This window comes from Qipengyuania sp. S6317L1, from assembly GCF_023015615.1.
Classification (GTDB): domain Bacteria; phylum Pseudomonadota; class Alphaproteobacteria; order Sphingomonadales; family Sphingomonadaceae; genus Erythrobacter.
Genome location: NZ_JALKAJ010000002.1, coordinates 948,558 through 967,447, shown reverse-complemented (window position 1 = coordinate 967,447; position 18,890 = coordinate 948,558). Strand labels below are relative to the sequence as shown.

The window sequence follows — 18,890 nt, the reverse complement described above, 5'->3', positions numbered from 1 at the left end:
GGGCGGCGGGTCGTAGCGACCCTTATTGCCCCGGCAAATCAGGTGCATCGAGCCCGGCTGCGCGGCGGCGGCGCTGGATTTCTTCAGGGCTGAGCTCTTCATCCTGACCGAGCGCTGGCAGACCCCTTGCGATACGGTCTGCATCCGAACCTTCGGGCGCTTGCGGCAGGCTTTCCACGTCGATCATCAACACCGGCTCGGGCGCTGAACCGATGCTGATCGAATTGGCCAGCTCGCGCATACCGGAAACATTGACGGGTTTTTCGCCCTGTGTGCGCTCGGCATAGCTGCGTTCGAATTCTTCGCGGTCATAGGACCCGTCGCTTGCCTCGCCCAATTGGCGGCATACGACAATCTCGCCCTGTATGCGGCCCACTTCGTTCTCGCGCTCGCATTGTTCCTCGATCACGGCATCGGGATCGCGCGGGACGGTCACCGACAGATCGAGCCCTCCGCCAAACGGGCGTGGAGGCGCGCTTGGGGCCGCGGTTTCGACCTGCGCTTCGCCTTCGGGATCGGATGTCACACCATCTTCATCTTGCGCGGCCAGGGGCGTAACAAGAACCGAGCCACAAATGACCGCAGCCCAAGCGCGCACAATTGGTGAGTTATTCATAGGAATGCTCGACAAGCGTGTGTCCTCATGGCTAAGCGCTCTGGCGACAGGTAAGGCCCCGACCCATCATGGGCGCAAAAGGACTGAATTCGCGATGAACACTACCGATACGAACGCTGCTCTTGGCACAGATGTACTGGCCGCAAAAGACCAAGATGACCAAAATGCGATTGACCGCGTGCTGGTTCTTGAAATGGTCCGGGTGACCGAAGCGGCGGCCGTGGCGGCGGCGCAATTGATCGGGCGCGGCGATGAGAAAGCGGCTGATGCAGCAGCGGTGGAAGCCATGCGCCGTGCGTTCGATACGCTTTACATGGACGGCACCGTGGTGATCGGTGAAGGCGAGCGCGACGAAGCGCCGATGCTCTATATCGGGGAGAAGGTCGGCGGGGCGCCTGATAAAGGCCCGAAAATCGACATCGCGCTCGACCCTCTCGAAGGCACGACGATCACCGCCAAGGCCGGTCCCAACGCGCTTGCGGTTCTCGCCGCGTCGGAAAAAGGCGGGCTTTTGAATGCGCCCGATGTTTACATGGACAAGCTCGCCGTTGGGCCAGGCCTTCCCGCCGATGTGATCGACCTTGCCAAAACTCCGACTGAAAATGTCGAGGCAGTGGCGGCGGCCAAGGGTGTTAAGCCTTCGGAGATCAATGTCTGCGTCCTTGACCGTCCGCGCCATGCCGACCTGATCGCAGAGCTGCGCGAAATTGGCTGCGGCGTGCACCTTATCGGCGATGGCGATGTCGCAGGCGTGATCGCCGTGACCGATCAGGACACCACCATCGACATTTACATGGGCCAGGGCGGCGCGCCGGAAGGTGTTCTCGCAGCAGCGGCCCTGCGGTGCGTCGGCGGCCAGTTCAACGGTCGTCTCGTTTTCCGCAACGATGATGAAAAAGCGCGCGCCAAGAAATGGGGCATCACCGACCTTAACAAGATCTACAAGCTCGAAGAGCTGGCGAAATCGGACTGCATCTTTGCCGCAACCGGGGTGACCGACGGGTCACTTCTCGAAGGGGTGAAGAAACGCAAGAAATCAACTGGTGCCACCATCATGACCACCGATAGCGTGGTGATGCGCGCCTCGTCCGGCACAGTGCGCTGGATCAGGGGCGAACACCGGATCGCGCCGCACCGGGGATAGGGCGCAAGAAGCCTAGCGGGTCGGCAAAGCGATGCCGGCCTGCGCCGCGCAGCCGCGCGTGATGCTTTCCACCTGCGCGCGCCCTGCGCCCAGCATATCGGTGACCTCAAGCCCCTGCTCGGCAAGGCGATCGGTCATGCAGGAGCACAAGGCGTTGCCCTTCGCAGGGTCAGGCGACATGCGTCCAAACTGCCGTTCGCACTTCGCAATGCTCGCCTCACGCACTTCTTCAGGCGTCTGCGGCCCGCACGAGCCAAGCGCGACAGTAAGCGCGAGAAGCGCCGGGATAGATGTGATGCGCATGATGCGTCCTTTTCTGGTTCGCCCGCAGTATGCCGCCCCTTGCCTAAATGAGGGTTAACCCTGACCCATTCTATGGCGGCCACGAACTGTGCCCGCTGGTCTCGCTCGACGGCGGCGCTTTTATGGTCACCGGCAACCCCGACAAACGAGGAGTAAAAAGAGCGCCCGCAGAACCGCCGCAAACCCTACTTGCAATATATTGCGCAATATGTTGTATAAAGCGCCAGCAAATCGATACAGGAGACCTCCAATGCCATCATTCCTGCGTGCCATGCTGGCCTTTCTCTGCCTTCTTCAGGCCTCTGCCCTCATGGCCCCTGCACTCTTGGCCAACGCCGCGTCAGGGCCAAGCGTTCAGGCGATCGAAAAGGCGCTGCGCGACAACTACGTTTTCCCGTCCCGCGTGCCCGACATCGTGCAAAGCGTCAGCGATGCAATGGCCGGTCCCGGGTGGAGCGACATGACAGATGCGCAGAGGGCAAACCGCCTTACTGATGCTTTGGTCGATGCGACGGGTGACCACCATTTCGTGGTCGGAGTACAAGAAGAAACAGGCCCATCCCCGGTCGAGTTTTCTAGTCTCGAAGACCCGGCTTCAAACTATGGATTTAACGAAGCCCGCTTGCTCGACGGTAACATCGGCTATGTGCGCTTCGACAATTTCTCAGAGCCTGATGCAGCCTTCGCGACGGCGTCTGCGGCGCTCAAATTTGTCGAAAATGCAGAGGGGCTGATCATTGATCTTCGCTACAATAATGGAGGCTACAACGCCCTTGGCCAATTTATCGCAAGCCACCTTTTCACCAATGAGGAGGATCGGTTGATCACCTCCTACTATTACAATGAGGGCGGCAAGCGGATTGAAAGCGGGCATTGGGTCCTTGCTGGCGTGCCGGGTCGACGGCGCCCCGATATGCCGGTGCACGTACTCACCAGTTCGGTGACATTTTCTGCGGCGGAATGGCTGGCGCATTCGCTTCAGAAAATGGAACGGGCCAAGGTGGTAGGCACACAGACAGCGGGCGGGGGCCATGCTATCGAGCGGTTCCCGCTGGAGGATAGCTGGTTCATTCAGGTGCCGATTGGCGAGATCCGCGGGCCAACCGGCGAAGAGTTTGAGGGTATCGGGGTCACACCCGATCTCGCCGTGCCTTCCCGCCATGCGCTCAAGATTTCGCACCTCGCCATGCTGGAGGAACTCAACGCACTCGAACCAAGCGCCCGGCGCGATTGGGTTCTCGCAGGTCTTCGCCCCGCTATCGCGCCCCCTGAACTCTCTCAGGCATGGCTGGCCGATGTTGCCGGGCAATATGAGGGCCGCGAGCTGATCCATGAAGATGAAGGGCTTACATACAAATGGGCAGGCCGATTCGTGCTTGGGTTGCGCCCTCTTTCGCAGCGCCTTTTTGCAGTCGAAGGCACAGAGGATTTCCGCTTGGAGATCGTGGGCGATACCCGCAGCGACTTTGCGCTTGCGCGGATCTTTGCAGATGGCACAAGGCAGGTGTTTAAGCGGGTTGATGCGAGCGATGAATCCAACTGATATCACCTATCTTGGCCGGCAAGCGGAGCGATTGAGCGACCTTATCGAGGCACAAACGCTCGCGATTTTTGAGCGCGGTGGTGTCGTCATACCGGTGAAGTCGTGCTCCTTGCTGGAGGCTCTGTCGCAATGCCAGCCTGCAAGCGCCTCTGATCTTGCATCCCGGCTTGGTCGCTCGCATCAGATTGTCATTCAAAAGATGCCCAAACTGCTCAAGCTCGACCTGATCGAGCGTCATCCCGATCCCGAGGATGCACGGCGTCAGCTTTTGAGCCTGACGCCGTTCGGGCGCGAACAGTTGGAGCTCATGAAACAGGCGACAGCCAAGCTCGCAGATGCCTACCGCGCGATGGAGCGCGACAGCGGGCCTGTTTTTGAAACGCTTCTTGAGACTATCTCGGCTCTTGAAGAAAAACCGCTGATCGAGCGGATAGAGTGATGCGCTTTCGCACGCATGCGCGCTCATCCGTCGACAAGCGCGCCTTCGCGTGTTGCATTTCAATGACGCTTCATTAGGCGGGGTTGCAACTCACTGACGCGGGGATTCGCAACGATGAAGATCATGTCCGGCAACTCCAACCTGCCGCTCGCCCGGGCGATTGCCGCCTATCTCGAAACACCGTTGACCGATGCGAGCGTGCGCCGGTTCGCCGATGAAGAGATCTTCGTCGAAATCCATGAAAATGTCCGCGGTCAGGATATGTTTCTGGTGCAGTCCACCGGCTATCCGGCCAATGACAATCTGATGGAGCTGTTGATCTGCATCGATGCGCTTCGCCGCGCGTCGGCCCGCCGGATCACGGCGGTCGTGCCGTACTTTGGCTATGCGCGCCAAGACAGGAAGCCCGGCCCGCGCACGCCCATCTCGGCAAAGCTGGTCGCCAACCTCATCACCGAAGCGGGCGCGGACCGAGTTCTGGCGGTTGACCTGCACGCAGGCCAGATCCAGGGCTTTTTCGATATTCCCACCGATAACCTGTATGCAGCGCCCGTCATGGCCGCCGATATTCAGGCGCGCTACGGCGATCAGGATCTGATGGTAATCTCGCCCGACGTGGGCGGTGTCGTTCGCGCGCGGGCCTTGGCCAAACGCCTCGATAACGCCCCGCTCGCTATCGTCGACAAACGCCGCGATCGTCCTGGCGAATCGGAAGTGATGAACATCATCGGCGACGTTTCTGGCCGTCACTGCATTCTGATCGACGATATCATCGATTCAGGCGGCACGCTGTGCAACGCGGCCGAAGCATTGCTTGAAAATGGCGCGAAATCGGTGACCGCCTATATCACCCACGGCGTTTTGTCGGGGGGCGCGGTGGCGCGCATTGATGGCTCTAAACTGAAAGAGCTTGTAATCTCCGATTCGATCCAGTTGACCGAAGCAGCGGAAAAATCAGACAAAATCCGCGCTCTGCCGATTGCGCCGCTGGTGGGCGAAGCGATCCGCCGGATTGCCGACGAAAGCTCTGTCAGCAGCCTGTTTGACTAAACGCGCAAGCTTTTGCCTTTTTGCGATAGCCCGATGTTGTCGGACTGTGTCGCCAGCCGGTTTATCCGGTCTGGCTCATTGCCTTATCAATCCTGTCGATCACGATAAGCGCGCTTTCACGTTGCCGTTCGGAAAGCTGGCCATACTTTGCTGTCGTCAGGGATGACACAAGCAGCTCACGAGCCCCGGTCAGATCGCCCGCAACATAGGATGACACACCGGCATGAAACCGCACCAAAGCGTGATCGGGCCGCCGCTCCAGCGCCATGAGCATACTGCGCATCGCCTTTTCCGGTTTTTCAGCCTCCAGAGCCCGATAACCGCGCGATATGAGCCGACTGACGGTCGCATCCAAAGCGTGCGCATAGCGCCCGCCCGGAAGGCGATTGAATTTGGAGTGGTTGCAATAGTCGCCGACGCAAGCCGGTGTCTGAATGCCCGGCGATCCCGCGCCAGAATTCGCGCCAGAATTCGCGTTTGCGGGAAATGCGAGCAAGGCTCCTGTCGTGAGCGTCAGGAGGCTGGTAAGAGCAACTTTCATATCATCTTCCCCATTCAAGCGTGGCCCAGACAATTGGCAAAATTGTATGTAAAGTCAATGAACGGCCTTTGAATCTACGTGTAGCGGTTCCTATTGGCCGAGATTGCGTCGGCCGCGATTAAGTAAAAACATGAATGGTCCAAATGATGTTTGACCCCGACGAAGTGCGCGACATCCTCATCGGTGCGGCGCGTGCTGGTAATGCGCTCACCTATTCGCAAATGCTTGGGCTGCTCGGGTACCGTTTTACACGGCCAAAGATGCGGGCATTGTGCAAGGTGCTCGACGCCCATGACGAGGATGCGCGTATCGCAGGCGAGCCGGGGCTTGCGGTCCTCGTGGTGCGGCAATCGGACGGCCTGCCCGGACAAGGCTGGTTCGTCAGCCGCTCGCACCTTTCGGGCGAAATGGCCAAGAAGTCTGGGCTCGAATGGCCGCTTGATTGGGAGGGGCCCGAGGCCAAGGCCTATATCGCGCTTCACCAAAACGAGGCTTTCGATTACTGGCAGGATAGGTAAATAGCCCCCATGACTCCAGCCGATCTCGAATTCGCCAACCGCCTTGCCGATGCAGCCGGTTCCGTCATCCGCCCGCTGTTTCGCGGCGACGCCAAGGGCGACTGGGAGGCGGAAACCAAAGCCGATGCCTCCGCCGTCACCGAGGCCGATCGCGCCGCCGAGGCGGTCATGCGCAAGATGATCGAGGAAGAGCGCCCCGATGACGGCATTATCGGGGAGGAATATGGCACAAGCAACGAGAGCGCAGGGCGCCAATGGGTGCTTGATCCGATTGACGGCACGCAAAGCTTTGTCGCAGGGCGCGCGATTTTCGGCACCCTCATTGCCCTGATGCAGGACGGCTGGCCCGTGCTCGGCATCATCGACCAACCGGTGCAGCGCGAACGCTGGGCGGGCCGCGTGGGCGATGGCACGACGCTTAATGGCAAGCCTGTCAAAACGCGGCCCTGTCGCGGGATCGAGGGCATGAGCATGGCGACCACCTCGCCCCATTGTTTCAGCGCGGATGAGGCCGATGCGTGGCTGAATGTGGTCACCAACGCCTACCCTAAGAAGCCGTGGCCGATCTATGGCGGCGATTGCTACAATTACGCGCTTCTGGCGAGTGGCCATATCGACCTCGTGATGGAAACAGGGCTCAAGCTGCACGACTACGCAGCACTCGTCCCCGTGGTCGAAGGCGCAGGCGGCGTGATGAGCGACTGGCAAGGCAATCCGCTTGACGCCGACAGCGACGGGACCGTGATTGCATTGGGCGATCCGGCGCGGATCGAGGATGTGCTGGCGGCAATGGGTTCGAGCGAGCTTGCGCCCAATGTAAAACAATCGACCGACAGCTCGATCTTGCCGAGTTCAGAAGGTTTCAGCTTTCCTTCGAACAACGAGTGATGGTTGCGAGCCAACCCACTCACCTCTTCTTTTACGGCGTCCTCCAGGAAGGCCTTGGCCCTGATGAGGGCGACTGGCCGTTCCTTGCCGGGCTCGGCATGGGAGCGCCTGCGACGACGCAAGGGGCGCTTTATGCGATCCCCTTTGAAGGCGAGTGGTTCCCTGCGCTTATCCTGACACAGGCGCGCTATTCGACGATTGTTCACGGCACAATCTACGAGGCGAGCCATGTGGACATGGGGCCTGTCGATGCGTTCGAGGGCGAGAGCTACACGCGCCAACCGGTGCCCGTTGATGGCTGGGACGGATATGGCGAGACGCTGGCCGATGCCTACATCTGGACCGATGAGTTGCCGGAAGGGTCTGAGCCCATTGCGAGTGGGAACTTTGCGCAGTGGCTGACCGAGACGGGGCGGCCAAGCTATTCTGGAGGGGCCTATTCAGGCGGGTAGAGATACCGCTTTCCTACATCGCTGATGCGCGTCACACTTGCAGGCGGAGCCGTTCTGTCACCACGCGCAACTTTCGGTTCTTGATTGACCCTGCGCCAAGGCTGCGTTTCATCAACTAAACCCACGCTGGCGCGGTGCCCGAATCGCTTGCATTGCCCCCGAAAATCGCTATGTGACGCGCCTCACTGACACGAATTTGCGAGTCCGGCCTGGCGACAAGGGCTGCCAGGGCTGGTCCAACGTGTCTCTATTGAAGGAGATGAAAATGCCCAAGCTTAAGACCAAAAGCGGTGTGAAGAAGCGCTTCAAAATCACCGCAACCGGCAAGGTCAAGCACGGTGTAGCTGGTAAGCGCCACCGTCTGATCAGCCACAATGCAAAGTATATCCGTCAAAACCGCGGTACCACTCTCGCAGCCGATGCGGATGCGAAGACAGTGAAGAAATGGGCCCCTTACGGGCTCGATTGATCGCGATTTAAGGAGACTTGAGATATGCCACGCATTAAACGCGGCGTTACCACGCGCCAGAAACACAAGCGTCTTCTTGAACAGGCCAAGGGTTACCGCGGCCGCCGCAAGAATACCATCCGTATTGCCCGTCAGGCAGTCGAAAAAGCAGGCCAGTACGCCTATCGCGACCGCAAGGTTAAGAAGCGGTCTTTCCGCGCGCTTTGGATCCAGCGCATCAACGCAGCAGTGCGCGCCGAAGGCCTCACCTACTCGCAATTCATGCACGGCGTGAAACTCGCCGGGATCGAGCTTGACCGCAAAGTCATGGCCGATCTTGCCATGAACGAAGAAGCGGCGTTCAAAACGATCATCGCTCAGGCGAAAGAAGCGCTTCCAGCGTAAGCCAAGGCCAGCCGATCGGTTCGGCGGCATGCAAAGAAAAAACAAGGGGCCCGGCGCTGGCAAAGCGTCGCGGCCCCTTTGTTTGTCTGGCGTTCCGGATTGTAGAACGGCGACACAAATCTTGTAGTTATCGGACAGTTGCTGCACACACGTGCCATGGGCGCGGAGGATACTTTCAATTCTGGACGGGGTGCGGTCGCTGAGCGGCCAAACAGCACGCACCAATCCGTTAGAGCGCATTTCCACGCGCCGCCCGCTCAGTTTGATGGGTGCTTTACAACCTTCTATCAGCTCGAGCTTGACGTGCCCGGTGGCGGCGAGGTTGAGGATTACCTTCAGCCAGAGTGGGCGAATTTGCGCTTTTTTGGCGGTTCGTGTCCGACCTCCCAGATCGGCGATTACAGCCTTTCGGGCGCTCGCTTCGTGGTGACAGGGCCAAGCTCCGAGGCGTGTCATTTCCGCATTGGCACCTCGCGCATGTGGGGCATTGGCCTCCTGCCGCTTGGTTGGGCGCGCCTCATCAATGCGGACGCCTTTGACTATCGCAACGCGCTTTGTGATGGCGCAGCAGATGCGCAATTTGCACAGTTCGATTGCCTGAGCGATACCTTGTGTGACCCGGATGCCGATCCCAAAGCGCAGCTTGCCGCGATCATTAAAGTGATGAAGCGCCTGATGCGACCCACGCGCGACGAGGCCAAGATTGTTCGGGTGCATAACGCCTTGGTCAATGGCGATCACCTCGCTGTCGCGAGCCTCGCCGAGGCGTGCGGAATGAGCATTCGCACGCTTGAGCGGGTGTGCCGGCGGTATTTCGGCTTCACCCCCAAGCGCCTTATGCGCCGTCAACGCTTCACCAGAAGCCTTGCCAGTTACATGCTGCACAGCGGCGCCTTGTGGACACAATCGATGGACGAAGAGTATCACGATCAGGCCCAATTCACCCGCGAGTTCAGCGAGTTCATGACAATGACGCCCAGCAAATACGCAAGCCTCGATCACCCGATCCTTGCCTCTTTCATCGAGGCAAGAGCCCGCATCTGGGGCAGCGCGGCGCAGGCGCTCGATGCGCCGAGGCAATCGAGCGATAGCGCGGATTAGGGCGAGCCAAGGCACAAGGTCATGCATGCAAAAACAGGCAGCTCGGTCACGATCCGCTTCGCCTTGCCCAGCGCGCGGCTGAAGCCCTTTGTGACGACCTATTACTACACGCAAGTGGTCGCATCGCCTGATGAGGGACAGGTCGAGGACCGCCTTCACCCCGAATGGGCAAACATTCGCTTTCTTGGCCAAGATCCGGCGCATTGCGCGATCAACGGCGGGCCTTTCGAGCCAGTGCCTGAATTCTCTGTCACCGGACCGACGTCGTGTTCGCCGCAATTTCGCATGGGCTCGGGCAGAAGCTGGGGCATCGGTCTTATGCCGCTTGGCTGGGCGGCGTTCTTTGCCGCGCAAGCCAGCGATTATGCCGACCGGATTGCCGACGGGGCAAGTGAGCCAGCCTTCGCAGCGTTTCGCCCGCTTGCGCAAAGCCTGGCGAAGAGCGACGGAGGTTTCGCCGAAGAGCTTGCCCTGATCGAGGGGCATATGGAGGCAATTGCCCTTCGCCAGACCAACGATATGCGTGCGATTGAAAGGGTCAGTTCGGCTCTGGTCGATCCCAAGCTGGCGATGGTGAGCGAGTTGGCAGATCGCACCGGCATGAACATTCGTTCGCTTGAACGGCTCTCGAAGCGCGCTTTCGGATTTACGCCGAAACTGCTTCTTCGCCGGCAACGTTTCTTGCGAAGCCTTGCGCAATTCATGCTCGATCCCTCGCTGAAATGGCTCAGCACCCTCGACGAGCAGTATCACGATCAGGCCCATTTCGTTCGCGATTTCAAACGTTTTATGGGTATGGGCCCGACCGAATATGCAAAACTGGACAAGCCGATTTTGATGGCCGCCGCGCAGGCGAGAATGGCGATAGCGGGCGAGGCGGTGCAAGTGCTTCACGACCCGAATCGAGGCTAATCGCTGCCGTCGGGAAAAGGTGGCTGGCATCGCTGCGCAAATCTCGCTAGCGGACGCGGCTTATTGAAAGCAGATTTGATGACCGAACTGACAGATCAGAAACAATCCGCCCTTGCGGCAATCAAAGCAAGCCCGACCCTTGATGCGCTCGAGGAGCAGCGCGTTGCTGCACTCGGCAAAAAAGGCTGGGTGAGCCTGGCGCTCAAGACGCTCGGGCAAATGGGCCCGGACGAGCGCAAAGAGGCAGCGCCCGCGATCCAGGCCGTGCGCGGCGAAGTGGCCGAGGCGATTGAGGCGAAGAAGGCGAAGCTCGAGGCATCCGCTCTTGAAGCGCAGCTGGCAGCCGAGACGATTGACCTGACGCTTCCAGCGCCTGAACAACCCAAGGGTTCCATCCACCCGGTAAGCCAGGTGATGGACGAACTTGCAGAGATATTCGCTGATCTAGGCTTTTCGGTGGCAACTGGTCCCGAGATTGAGGACGACTGGCACAATTTCACCGCGCTCAACATGGATGAAAGCCATCCCGCGCGCGCGATGCACGATACGTTCTATTTCCCGGACAAGGCATCTGACGGGGCCTCCATGTTGCTGCGCACCCACACATCGCCGGTGCAGATCCGGTCGATGAAAGAACAAGGCGCGCCCATTCGCCTGATCGCGCCGGGCCGTGTGTATCGCTCCGATTCCGATGCGACCCACACGCCGATGTTCCATCAGGTCGAAGGGCTCGTGGTGGATGAGGACATTCACCTCGGCCACCTTAAATGGACGCTGGAGACATTCTTCAAAGCCTTCTTCGAGCGCGAAGACATCGTCCTGCGTCTTCGCCCCTCCTACTTCCCCTTCACGGAACCTTCGGTCGAGGTCGATGTAGGCTACTCCAACGAAGGCGACCGCCGTGTCGTGGGTGGCCATGGCGACGATGATGGCCACGACTGGATGGAATTGGGCGGCAGCGGCATGGTCAATCGCCGCGTACTAGAATTCGCAGGGATCGATGCCGACAAATATCAAGGGTTCGCCTTTGGCCTCGGCATCGACCGCATTGCCATGTTGAAATACGGAATGAACGATTTGCGCGCTTTCTTTGACGGCGATCCGCGCTGGCTCGCCCACTACGGCTTTTCACCATTCGATCAACCGACGCTTTCCGCAGGTGTGGGAGTGCGCCCATGAAGTTCTCGATCACATGGTTGAAAGACCACCTCGAAACCGAAGCGAGCCTTCAGGAAATCACCGATGCGTTGAACGCAATCGGGCTTGAGGTTGAGGGCGTCGAAGATCCTTCCGAAAGCCTCGCTGGTTTCCGCGTTGCCCATGTTTTGACAGCGGAAAAGCACCCCGATGCGGACAAGCTTCAGGTGCTCAGCGTCGATACCGGCGAAGGTGATCCGGTGCAGGTGGTGTGCGGCGCGCCCAATGCACGCGCAGGGATGAAAGGCGTACTTGGCCTTCCCGGCGCAGTGGTGCCATCAAACGGCATGGAGCTTCGCAAAGCCGCCATTCGCGGTGTCGAGAGCACCGGCATGATGTGTTCTGCGCGCGAGCTTGATTTGGGCGAAGATCATGACGGGATCATAGAACTGCCTGACGATGCGAGCGTCGGTCACAGCTTTGCCGATTATCAAGGCTCCTCACCGATTATCGACGTTGCCATCACGCCCAATCGCCCTGATTGCATGGGCATTTATGGGATTGCACGCGATCTGGCGGCGGCCGGCCTTGGCACGCTCAAGCCTGTCGCAATTCCATCTTTCGACGCTTCCGGTGACTGCCCGGTCGAGGTGAGAACGGATGATCCCGAAGGCTGTCCTGCCTTCTATGGCCGCGTGATCAAGGGCGTTACAAACGGTCCATCGCCCGACTGGCTGCAACAGCGTTTGAAGTCTGCGGGGCAAAAGCCGATCTCGCTGCTCGTTGACCTTACCAATTATCTGATGCTCGCCTTTGGGCGTCCTGCGCACGTTTATGACCTTGCAAAACTGCAAGGCTCGCTTTGTGCGCGCAAGGCGGAGACGGGTGAGGAACTGCTCGCCTTGAACGAGAAGACCTATACGCTCGATGACACCATGACCGCGATTGCCGATGAGGCGAAGGTCGTAGGCATCGGCGGCATTATGGGCGGTGAAGAAACGGGCGTACAGGACGACAGCACCGACGTTCTTCTCGAAATCGCGTTCTTCGACCCCGCCACGACCGGCGTGACGGGCCGAAAGCTCGGCCTTGCGACCGATGCGCGCACGCGCTTTGAACGCGGAGTTGACCCTGAGTTTCTGGACGAGGGGCTTGACCTTCTGACGGGCCTGATCGTCGAACTTGCCGGCGGCACGGCTAGCGAAGCAATCCGCGCTGGATCGCCGCCAAGCGAGGCGAAGATTGTCGCTTTCGACACCGGCCTGACCAAACGCCTTGGCGGCGTGGAGGTCGCCGACGACGAGCAGCGTGCAATCCTTGAAAAGCTTGGCTTTGAGGTTGCGGATGATTGGCAGGTCACTTGCCCGCTTCGCCGCAATGATATCGAGGGACCTGCGGACCTGGTCGAAGAGGTCGTGCGTATCCACGGCCTTGATAAAGTCGAAAGCGTCGCTCTGCCGCGCGTCGATGGTGTAGCGCGTCCGACCGCCAGCCCCCAGCAAATGCTTGAGCGCAAATTGCGCCGGGCTGCGGCTGGCAGTGGGCTCGATGAAGCGATCACCTGGTCGTTCCTGCCTGAGGACGTGGCCGAACATTTCACGGCTACAGATGACCTCTGGAAGCTGAGCAACCCGATCAGCGAGGACATGAAAGTCATGCGTCCCTCGCTTATCCCGGGGCTTTTGCTGGCGGCGAAACGCAATGCCGACCGTGGCGCGGGCGTGACCCGCGTGTTCGAACTTGGCCGTCGCTATTTCAAAGGCAAAGGCGACGCGAGCGATGAGCGTGCGACCCTTGGCGTGGTACTCGCTGGCGAGAAGACGCAGCGCGGCTGGGCGAATGGCAAGGCGACGAGCTTTGATGCCTATGACGCCAAAGCCGCAGCGATAACTCTGCTTGAGGCCGCGGGCGCTCCAACCGCTCGGTTGATGGTGATGGGCGAGGCTGGCGAACAGTTCCACCCCGGCCAATCGGCAACCCTGCGCCTTGGGCCGAAGAACGTGCTCGCACGGTTTGGCATGATCCACCCGGCAACGCTCAAGGCGTTTGATATGGATGGGCCCGTCGCAGCGGTCGAGCTTTTCCTCGACGCGATCCCCGCGAAGAAGGCGAGCAAAGGTCCCGTAAGTTTCGCCCGCCCGAGCTTCACGCCGCCTGCGCTGCAAGAGGTGACACGCGACTTCGCATTCCTCGTGCCCGCTGACCTTGCCGCCGAAGACTTGCTCAAAACGGTGCGCGGATCGGATAAGACGAACATCACCGCCGCGCGCGTCTTCGACGTGTTCACGGGCGAAGGTGTACCCGAGGGCAAGAAATCCATCGCGATCGAAGTGACGCTTCAGCCGCAGGAAAAGAGCTTCAAGGACAAGGAACTCAAAGCCATCGCTGATACGGTTGTTACTGCTGCGGAAAAAGTCGGAGCAGAACTGCGCGGTTGATCGGGCGAGCTGGTATTTGGACCGGTCGGCCTGGGGCGTTTAGTTGCCCCAGCCACCTTGTTCGCTGCCAGCGGACTTGCCCCAATCATCGCCGTATTTCTTCTCGAACCTCATCTGCTCGATATCTTGCTCCATCTCGGAAATGGCGAGCATGGCCTCGTTTGATGCCTGGATGTGAGTCTGCATCTCCGGATTGTTTCCAATCATGGCTTTGGCAGCAGGGTTGGTTGCGAACATCATATCGAATGAACGCCCTTCAATGGCGGATGCGACGATTTCATTGGTGAACTGGTTCATCATATTGGCGTGATGGCTGTCCAGCTTTGCATTCAGCGCCTTACCATCAGGGGTCTGTGCTTGAGTGATGACGCGCGAGCCGGCGCCATCGGCCTCCACCTGATTGACGATGCGATAAAGCTCTTTGCCGCGTGAATCGGTGAGGACAATCAGAACCGTATCGTCGAGTGGGCGTGACACCCGAAAGTTATTGATGCTGCGCCCCATTAACGCTGTTGGGACGCGCACTTTTTCAATCGCTTTCATCACCTGTTCGGGCGACTTTTCGTAATAGGTGCCCGATTGCCCGCAGGCTGCAAGAGCCAAGGCTCCAATGCTGGCAAGAACAAGTGCGCGAAATTTCATCTATTGAACCTTCGATTTCAGAATCCGGTGCTGTAATTGGCGCAAGACCTTTAAAACGAGGCTAATGGAACGATTGGCCGCGTGAACAGTCTTTTTGAAGAACTCAAAACACGGAGACTTTTCATGATGAAACCCGCAATTGCGGCATCCCTTTCGCTCGCCCTCATTCCAGTCAGCGCCCACGCCCAGTCGGAGCCAGTCGCACTGTCGCAAGCAGAGCGCCCGGCCTCGCAGCAAGCTCTCGATGCGACGTTGGCCGAGCTTATCGCGCTGTCGCACAATACCCAGCAGGCGCATTGGAATGCTGTTGGTGAGGAATTCTATCAGGTGCACGATCTTCTCGGGCATTTTTATGAAGCGTACGGCCCGCTGGTCGACTCGATCGCAGAGCGGTCGCGCCAGCTGGGCTATCCTGCCGATGGCCGACCCAGCAGCATCGGTGAGCGCGCGCAATTAACTGAAATGCGAGCGAGCGAAATTCGCGATGTTGAAGCGGTTGCCATGCTTGCTGGACAGCTCAAAACGGTGTCGGACCGTTTGGGCACGCGGATCGGAACTGTAGGCGATGATCCGGTGACACAGGATATGCTGATCGAAGTCACAACTTTGATCGACAAGCAGATGTGGCTCCTTGGCGCGCACATGCGCTGAGCGTACCCCACATTTAGCTAGACCATGGGGCGGGTGGCTGGTAGCCGCGCGCCACCATGACTTCCAATCGCCGCACTTTCGCGATCATCTCGCACCCTGACGCCGGTAAGACGACGCTCACCGAAAAGCTCCTCTTGCAAGGCGGCGCGATCCACCTTGCGGGTGAGGTGAAGGCGCGCGGCGACCAGCGGCGTGCGCGCTCTGACTGGATGAAGATCGAGCAGCAGCGCGGGATTTCCGTTACCTCATCGGTTATGACGTTTGAGCGCGACGGCGTCACGTTCAACCTGCTCGATACGCCGGGGCACGAGGACTTTTCTGAAGATACCTATCGCACGCTGACCGCCGTGGACTCGGCGGTGATGGTGATTGACGCGGCCAAGGGTATCGAGCCGCAGACGCGCAAGCTCTTCGAGGTTTGCCGCCTTCGTTCCGTTCCGATCATCACCTTCGTCAACAAGGTCGACCGCGAAGGTCGGCCGGTCTTCGAGCTGCTCGACGAGATTGCCGACATGCTTGCACTCGACGTGTCGCCGCAAATGTATCCGGTGGGCATGGGCGGCGAATTTCAGGGCATTCTCGACTTTGCGAGCGGCGAAGTGGTCGTGCCTGAGGGGCCATCGCGCGAGTTCAAAGGCAAGCGGGTTGCAGACTTCGACCTACCCGAAGAGGTCGCCGAAAACGTCGAACTGGCCAAGATCGGCTATCCCGAATTCGACTTGGAAGCCTATCGCAATGGCGATTTGACGCCTGTCTATTTCGGTTCTGCGCTCAAGAATTTCGGCGTTACCGAACTGATCGAAGCCATCGCCGATTTCGCGCCGCCACCCCGTTCCCAGCCCGCAGGCGAAGAGCGGGTCGAGCCCGATCATAATGAAGTCACCGGCTTCATCTTCAAGGTGCAGGCGAACATGGATCCGAACCACCGGGATCGCATCGCTTTTATGCGTCAGGTGTCGGGCACGTTTAAACGCGGCATGAAGCTGACGCCGTCGGGTTTGGGCAAGCCGATTGCGATCCATTCGCCCATCCTGTTTTTCGCGCAGGATCGCGAGATTGCGGACACTGCAGAGGCAGGCGATATCATCGGCATTCCCAACCACGGCACATTGCGTGTGGGCGATACGCTGTCGGAGAAGAACCAGCTGAGGTTCACGGGGCTGCCAAACTTTGCGCCGGAAATCTTGCGGCGGGTGCAATTGAAAGATCCGACCAAGACCAAACAATTGCGCAAGGCCCTGGACGATCTTTCGGAAGAGGGCGTCATACAGGTTTTCTATCCCGAGATCGGCGCGCAACATATCGTCGGCGTTGTCGGCCAGCTTCAGTTAGAAGTGCTCATTTCGCGGCTTTCCGCAGAATATAAGGTGGAAGCGGCGCTTGAAGCGTCGCCGTTCGCCACTGCGCGTTGGCTCAAGGGCGATGCGAAAGCCCTCGATGATTTTGAAAGCTTCAACCGCGCAAACCTTGCGCGTGACCGCGATGGAGACCTGGTGTTCATGGCCAAGAGCCCGTGGGACGTGAATTATCAGGTTGAAAAGAACCCCGAGCTTACTTTTTCCGCCACAAAGGAAAGGTAACTTGCGAGGCTTGGCCGTTCGCGGCATTGGGGTTGCATGACCCAAACAGGCCCCACTTCCCAAAGCTTCATCTCACAGCGCCTCAAATTGAATTATGTCGATTGGGGCAACCACGACGCGCCGCCTCTGGTGCTTGTGCACGGCGGGCGCGATCATGCGCGCAGCTGGGATTGGGCGGCCCAGGAACTTGCCAAAGACTACCACGTGGTCGCGATGGACCATCGCGGTCACGGCGACAGCGACTGGGTTTCGGACGGCAATTACACCTCGAACGATATGGTCTATGACCTGGCGCAGCTTGTGCACCAACTGGGCCGGGGTCCTGTAACCATCGTTTCTCACTCAATGGGAGGCAATGTCGCCCTGCGATACACAGCCATGCTCCCCGATATGGTGACCAAACTGGTTGCAATCGAAGGTCTTGGTCCCTCTCCGGAATGGAAAGAAGAGCAGCGCCAGACGCCATACCCCGAACGCATGCGCGAATGGATCGAAAAGAAGCGCAAAGCCGCAGGGCGGACCCCGCGCAAATATGAAAGCATCGAGGCTGCATTTGCGCGAATGATCGAGGAAAACTCCTACCTCACAAAAGAGCAGGCCCGGCATCTCACCATCCACGGCGTCAACCGTAACGAGGACGGCACCTACAGCTGGAAGTTCGATCCGCACCTCAACGTGTGGCAGGTGGAAGATGTGGCTGATGAATTCATGGAGGCGATGTGGGGCGCGATTACATGTCCAACGCTGCTGCTTTACGGCGAGAAGAGCTGGGCATCCAATCCTGAAAAAGATGGGCGTCTTGAACATTTCAACACCGCCAGCGTGATCGAATTCGAAAATGCAGGGCACTGGCTGCACCATGATCAGTTTGACAAATTCATGGGCGTGCTGCGCGACTTTCTCTAGCGGTTGGAGCATATTGATATGGCTGAATTCTTCGAGGCACTGAACGAAAAACACACAGCCATGATCGTGCAGCAACCGGTGTTTTTCGTCGCAACTGCTGCCAGCGATGGACGCATCAACCTGAGCCCCAAGGGCTACGATGCGTTCCGGGTGCTCACGCCCACTCAGGTTGCCTATCTCGACTTGGGCGGTTCGGGCAACGAAACCCACGCCCATTTGATGGCGGATCAGCCCGACAGGGGCCGCATCACCATCATGTTCTGCAACTTCCAGCAGCCCGCCCTTATACTGCGCATCTACGGCAAGGGGCGCCCGGTCCTGCCGCAGGATGAGGAATGGAGTGCGCTTGCCGCCGGTTTCACTCTTTTGCCGGGCACAAGGCAGATTTTCGTCATTGATGTAGAAAGCGTACAGACATCGTGCGGGTGGGGTGTCCCGTTCATGAGCCTCGAGGGTGAACGCGAGACGCTTCAAAAGGCTCACCGCCAAGCTGATCCGGCCGAGTGGGAGGCAAAGGTGGCCGGTCGAACGTCGAGCATCGATGGACTGACCACTCGCGCGACAAACCGATATATTGCTGGCGAGCGATCAGATTGATTAAATTGTTACGCACATTGCGCAAATCCAGGCCGAAACAATCGACGCTGCCTAAAAAATAACCAAAAGATTAAAAATAGGGCACACAATTTTGTGCAGGTGCACAATTGGTCTGAGCCGTGAACGCGGATTCAGGCGGATTCCCTAGCGAAAATTGCCTTCGCGCGAAAATGGCACGCTCTTTGCTCCCATCGGAGGTGAGCCGGAATGGCCGGCCGAAACCTACAAAAGGGGGCAAGGATGAAGTTCATCATCGCCATCATAAAACCATTCAAACTCGATGAGGTGCGCGAAGCGCTTGGAACCATCGGGGTCGCTGGAATGACTGTATCCGAGGTCAAGGGGTTTGGCCGTCAGAAAGGTCAGACCGAAATCTACCGTGGCGCAGAATACTCCACCAACATGCTGCCCAAGGTGAAACTTGAGATTGCAGTGAGCGATGAAATCGCTGGCCAAGTGGTCGAAACCATCCAGCAGACCGCCAACACCGAGGCTATCGGGGACGGCAAAATCTTCGTTCTCGACCTCGCCTCCGCCACGCGCATCCGCACGGGCGAAGCTGGCGAAACCGCACTTTAA

Annotated in this window: 22 protein-coding genes; 18 read left to right on the top strand and 4 right to left on the bottom strand. The window is 59.0% G+C overall.

The window, feature by feature from the left end; genetic code table 11:
- Positions 1–22 precede the first annotated feature (22 nt).
- Positions 23–616, bottom strand: a complete 594-nt coding sequence (locus MWU38_RS06020; RefSeq protein WP_247270907.1) for a hypothetical protein — start codon at positions 614–616, stop codon at positions 23–25.
- Between the two features lie 94 nt (positions 617–710).
- Between MWU38_RS06020 and glpX the strand changes: the two genes are divergently transcribed.
- The gene (glpX, locus tag MWU38_RS06015) at positions 711–1,760 is read left to right on the top strand and encodes a class II fructose-bisphosphatase (protein ID WP_281494540.1); all 1,050 of its coding nucleotides are present in this window, start codon (positions 711–713) and stop codon (positions 1,758–1,760) included.
- 12 nt (positions 1,761–1,772) lie between these two features.
- Here glpX and MWU38_RS06010 read toward each other — a convergent pair whose 3' ends face one another.
- On the bottom strand, positions 1,773–2,063 hold the full coding sequence (locus tag MWU38_RS06010; protein ID WP_247270906.1) for a hypothetical protein: 291 nt from the start codon (positions 2,061–2,063) through the stop codon (positions 1,773–1,775).
- 250 nt (positions 2,064–2,313) lie between these two features.
- Between MWU38_RS06010 and MWU38_RS06005 the strand changes: the two genes are divergently transcribed.
- The 3 genes from MWU38_RS06005 (at position 2,314) to MWU38_RS05995 (ending at position 5,095) form a co-directional block, all read left to right on the top strand.
- Positions 2,314–3,606 (top strand): S41 family peptidase, encoded by a 1,293-nt coding sequence (locus tag MWU38_RS06005; RefSeq protein WP_247270905.1) that lies wholly within the window; start codon positions 2,314–2,316, stop codon positions 3,604–3,606.
- Positions 3,584–4,045, top strand: coding sequence for a MarR family transcriptional regulator (locus MWU38_RS06000; RefSeq protein WP_247270904.1), 462 nt, complete (start codon positions 3,584–3,586; stop codon positions 4,043–4,045). The genes MWU38_RS06005 and MWU38_RS06000 overlap by 23 nt, the downstream gene beginning before the upstream one ends.
- 114 nt (positions 4,046–4,159) lie before the next feature.
- Positions 4,160–5,095: a ribose-phosphate pyrophosphokinase gene (locus MWU38_RS05995; protein ID WP_247270903.1), complete on the top strand. Its 936-nt coding sequence runs from the start codon at positions 4,160–4,162 to the stop codon at positions 5,093–5,095.
- Positions 5,096–5,156: 61 nt separating this feature from the next.
- Here MWU38_RS05995 and MWU38_RS05990 read toward each other — a convergent pair whose 3' ends face one another.
- Positions 5,157–5,636 carry a hypothetical protein gene (locus MWU38_RS05990; RefSeq protein WP_247270902.1) on the bottom strand — a complete coding sequence of 160 codons (480 nt, stop codon included), beginning with the start codon at positions 5,634–5,636 and terminating at the stop codon, positions 5,157–5,159.
- A 134-nt stretch (positions 5,637–5,770) separates the two neighbouring features.
- Here MWU38_RS05990 and MWU38_RS05985 point away from each other — a divergent pair, with 134 nt between their 5' ends.
- The 9 genes from MWU38_RS05985 to pheT all read left to right on the top strand — a co-directional run bounded on the left by MWU38_RS05985 (position 5,771) and on the right by pheT (position 13,935).
- Positions 5,771–6,154 (top strand): ribose-phosphate pyrophosphokinase, encoded by a 384-nt coding sequence (locus MWU38_RS05985; RefSeq protein WP_247270901.1) that lies wholly within the window; start codon positions 5,771–5,773, stop codon positions 6,152–6,154.
- 9 nt (positions 6,155–6,163) lie between these two features.
- Positions 6,164–7,042 carry an inositol monophosphatase family protein gene (locus MWU38_RS05980; RefSeq protein WP_247270900.1) on the top strand — a complete coding sequence of 293 codons (879 nt, stop codon included), beginning with the start codon at positions 6,164–6,166 and terminating at the stop codon, positions 7,040–7,042.
- Positions 7,042–7,494, top strand: coding sequence for a gamma-glutamylcyclotransferase family protein (locus MWU38_RS05975; protein ID WP_247270899.1), 453 nt, complete (start codon positions 7,042–7,044; stop codon positions 7,492–7,494). The genes MWU38_RS05980 and MWU38_RS05975 overlap by 1 nt, the downstream gene beginning before the upstream one ends.
- A gap of 265 nt (positions 7,495–7,759) precedes the next feature.
- Complete coding sequence (gene rpmI / locus MWU38_RS05970; protein ID WP_247270898.1) at positions 7,760–7,963, top strand: 50S ribosomal protein L35; 204 nt, start codon at positions 7,760–7,762, stop codon at positions 7,961–7,963.
- A 24-nt stretch (positions 7,964–7,987) separates the two neighbouring features.
- Positions 7,988–8,347 (top strand): 50S ribosomal protein L20, encoded by a 360-nt coding sequence (rplT, locus tag MWU38_RS05965; RefSeq protein WP_247270897.1) that lies wholly within the window; start codon positions 7,988–7,990, stop codon positions 8,345–8,347.
- 156 nt (positions 8,348–8,503) lie between these two features.
- A complete protein-coding gene (locus MWU38_RS05960; protein ID WP_247270896.1) occupies positions 8,504–9,448 on the top strand; it encodes an AraC family transcriptional regulator in 945 nt (314 codons plus the stop codon).
- A gap of 21 nt (positions 9,449–9,469) precedes the next feature.
- The gene (locus MWU38_RS05955) at positions 9,470–10,360 is read left to right on the top strand and encodes a helix-turn-helix domain-containing protein (protein ID WP_247270895.1); all 891 of its coding nucleotides are present in this window, start codon (positions 9,470–9,472) and stop codon (positions 10,358–10,360) included.
- Positions 10,361–10,438: 78 nt separating this feature from the next.
- Positions 10,439–11,539 carry a phenylalanine--tRNA ligase subunit alpha gene (pheS, locus tag MWU38_RS05950; protein WP_247270894.1) on the top strand — a complete coding sequence of 367 codons (1,101 nt, stop codon included), beginning with the start codon at positions 10,439–10,441 and terminating at the stop codon, positions 11,537–11,539.
- On the top strand, positions 11,536–13,935 hold the full coding sequence (gene pheT, locus MWU38_RS05945; protein ID WP_247270893.1) for a phenylalanine--tRNA ligase subunit beta: 2,400 nt from the start codon (positions 11,536–11,538) through the stop codon (positions 13,933–13,935). Before pheS ends, pheT begins: the two co-directional genes overlap by 4 nt.
- Positions 13,936–13,974: 39 nt before the next feature.
- Here the strand turns inward: pheT and MWU38_RS05940 are convergent, their stop codons facing one another.
- Positions 13,975–14,577 (bottom strand): hypothetical protein, encoded by a 603-nt coding sequence (locus MWU38_RS05940; RefSeq protein WP_247270892.1) that lies wholly within the window; start codon positions 14,575–14,577, stop codon positions 13,975–13,977.
- Between the two features lie 123 nt (positions 14,578–14,700).
- Between MWU38_RS05940 and MWU38_RS05935 the strand changes: the two genes are divergently transcribed.
- From MWU38_RS05935 to MWU38_RS05915, 5 genes are all read left to right on the top strand, one after another.
- Positions 14,701–15,228 carry a DNA starvation/stationary phase protection protein gene (locus MWU38_RS05935; protein ID WP_247270891.1) on the top strand — a complete coding sequence of 176 codons (528 nt, stop codon included), beginning with the start codon at positions 14,701–14,703 and terminating at the stop codon, positions 15,226–15,228.
- A 56-nt stretch (positions 15,229–15,284) separates the two neighbouring features.
- Positions 15,285–16,808, top strand: a complete 1,524-nt coding sequence (locus MWU38_RS05930) for a peptide chain release factor 3 (protein ID WP_247270890.1) — start codon at positions 15,285–15,287, stop codon at positions 16,806–16,808.
- Between the two features lie 36 nt (positions 16,809–16,844).
- The gene (locus tag MWU38_RS05925) at positions 16,845–17,714 is read left to right on the top strand and encodes an alpha/beta hydrolase (protein WP_247270889.1); all 870 of its coding nucleotides are present in this window, start codon (positions 16,845–16,847) and stop codon (positions 17,712–17,714) included.
- An 18-nt stretch (positions 17,715–17,732) separates the two neighbouring features.
- Complete coding sequence (locus MWU38_RS05920; RefSeq protein ID WP_247270888.1) at positions 17,733–18,311, top strand: pyridoxamine 5'-phosphate oxidase family protein; 579 nt, start codon at positions 17,733–17,735, stop codon at positions 18,309–18,311.
- Positions 18,312–18,551: 240 nt separating this feature from the next.
- Positions 18,552–18,890 carry a P-II family nitrogen regulator gene (locus MWU38_RS05915; RefSeq protein ID WP_247270887.1) on the top strand — a complete coding sequence of 113 codons (339 nt, stop codon included), beginning with the start codon at positions 18,552–18,554 and terminating at the stop codon, positions 18,888–18,890.

What these genes read in the sequence shown, in the direction of transcription:
- MWU38_RS06020 (WP_247270907.1), bottom strand. Translation starts at nt 616, where the DNA reads ATGAATAACTCACCAATTGTGCGCGCTTGGGCTGCGGTCATTTGTGGC.
- glpX (WP_281494540.1), top strand. Translation starts at nt 711, where the DNA reads ATGAACACTACCGATACGAACGCTGCTCTTGGCACAGATGTACTGGCC.
- MWU38_RS06010 (WP_247270906.1), bottom strand. Translation starts at nt 2,063, where the DNA reads ATGCGCATCACATCTATCCCGGCGCTTCTCGCGCTTACTGTCGCGCTT.
- MWU38_RS06005 (WP_247270905.1), top strand. Translation starts at nt 2,314, where the DNA reads ATGCCATCATTCCTGCGTGCCATGCTGGCCTTTCTCTGCCTTCTTCAG.
- MWU38_RS06000 (WP_247270904.1), top strand. Translation starts at nt 3,584, where the DNA reads ATGCGAGCGATGAATCCAACTGATATCACCTATCTTGGCCGGCAAGCG.
- MWU38_RS05995 (WP_247270903.1), top strand. Translation starts at nt 4,160, where the DNA reads ATGAAGATCATGTCCGGCAACTCCAACCTGCCGCTCGCCCGGGCGATT.
- MWU38_RS05990 (WP_247270902.1), bottom strand. Translation starts at nt 5,636, where the DNA reads ATGAAAGTTGCTCTTACCAGCCTCCTGACGCTCACGACAGGAGCCTTG.
- MWU38_RS05985 (WP_247270901.1), top strand. Translation starts at nt 5,771, where the DNA reads ATGGTCCAAATGATGTTTGACCCCGACGAAGTGCGCGACATCCTCATC.
- MWU38_RS05980 (WP_247270900.1), top strand. Translation starts at nt 6,164, where the DNA reads ATGACTCCAGCCGATCTCGAATTCGCCAACCGCCTTGCCGATGCAGCC.
- MWU38_RS05975 (WP_247270899.1), top strand. Translation starts at nt 7,042, where the DNA reads ATGGTTGCGAGCCAACCCACTCACCTCTTCTTTTACGGCGTCCTCCAG.
- rpmI (WP_247270898.1), top strand. Translation starts at nt 7,760, where the DNA reads ATGCCCAAGCTTAAGACCAAAAGCGGTGTGAAGAAGCGCTTCAAAATC.
- rplT (WP_247270897.1), top strand. Translation starts at nt 7,988, where the DNA reads ATGCCACGCATTAAACGCGGCGTTACCACGCGCCAGAAACACAAGCGT.
- MWU38_RS05960 (WP_247270896.1), top strand. Translation starts at nt 8,504, where the DNA reads ATGGGCGCGGAGGATACTTTCAATTCTGGACGGGGTGCGGTCGCTGAG.
- MWU38_RS05955 (WP_247270895.1), top strand. Translation starts at nt 9,470, where the DNA reads ATGCATGCAAAAACAGGCAGCTCGGTCACGATCCGCTTCGCCTTGCCC.
- pheS (WP_247270894.1), top strand. Translation starts at nt 10,439, where the DNA reads ATGACCGAACTGACAGATCAGAAACAATCCGCCCTTGCGGCAATCAAA.
- pheT (WP_247270893.1), top strand. Translation starts at nt 11,536, where the DNA reads ATGAAGTTCTCGATCACATGGTTGAAAGACCACCTCGAAACCGAAGCG.
- MWU38_RS05940 (WP_247270892.1), bottom strand. Translation starts at nt 14,577, where the DNA reads ATGAAATTTCGCGCACTTGTTCTTGCCAGCATTGGAGCCTTGGCTCTT.
- MWU38_RS05935 (WP_247270891.1), top strand. Translation starts at nt 14,701, where the DNA reads ATGATGAAACCCGCAATTGCGGCATCCCTTTCGCTCGCCCTCATTCCA.
- MWU38_RS05930 (WP_247270890.1), top strand. Translation starts at nt 15,285, where the DNA reads ATGACTTCCAATCGCCGCACTTTCGCGATCATCTCGCACCCTGACGCC.
- MWU38_RS05925 (WP_247270889.1), top strand. Translation starts at nt 16,845, where the DNA reads ATGACCCAAACAGGCCCCACTTCCCAAAGCTTCATCTCACAGCGCCTC.
- MWU38_RS05920 (WP_247270888.1), top strand. Translation starts at nt 17,733, where the DNA reads ATGGCTGAATTCTTCGAGGCACTGAACGAAAAACACACAGCCATGATC.
- MWU38_RS05915 (WP_247270887.1), top strand. Translation starts at nt 18,552, where the DNA reads ATGAAGTTCATCATCGCCATCATAAAACCATTCAAACTCGATGAGGTG.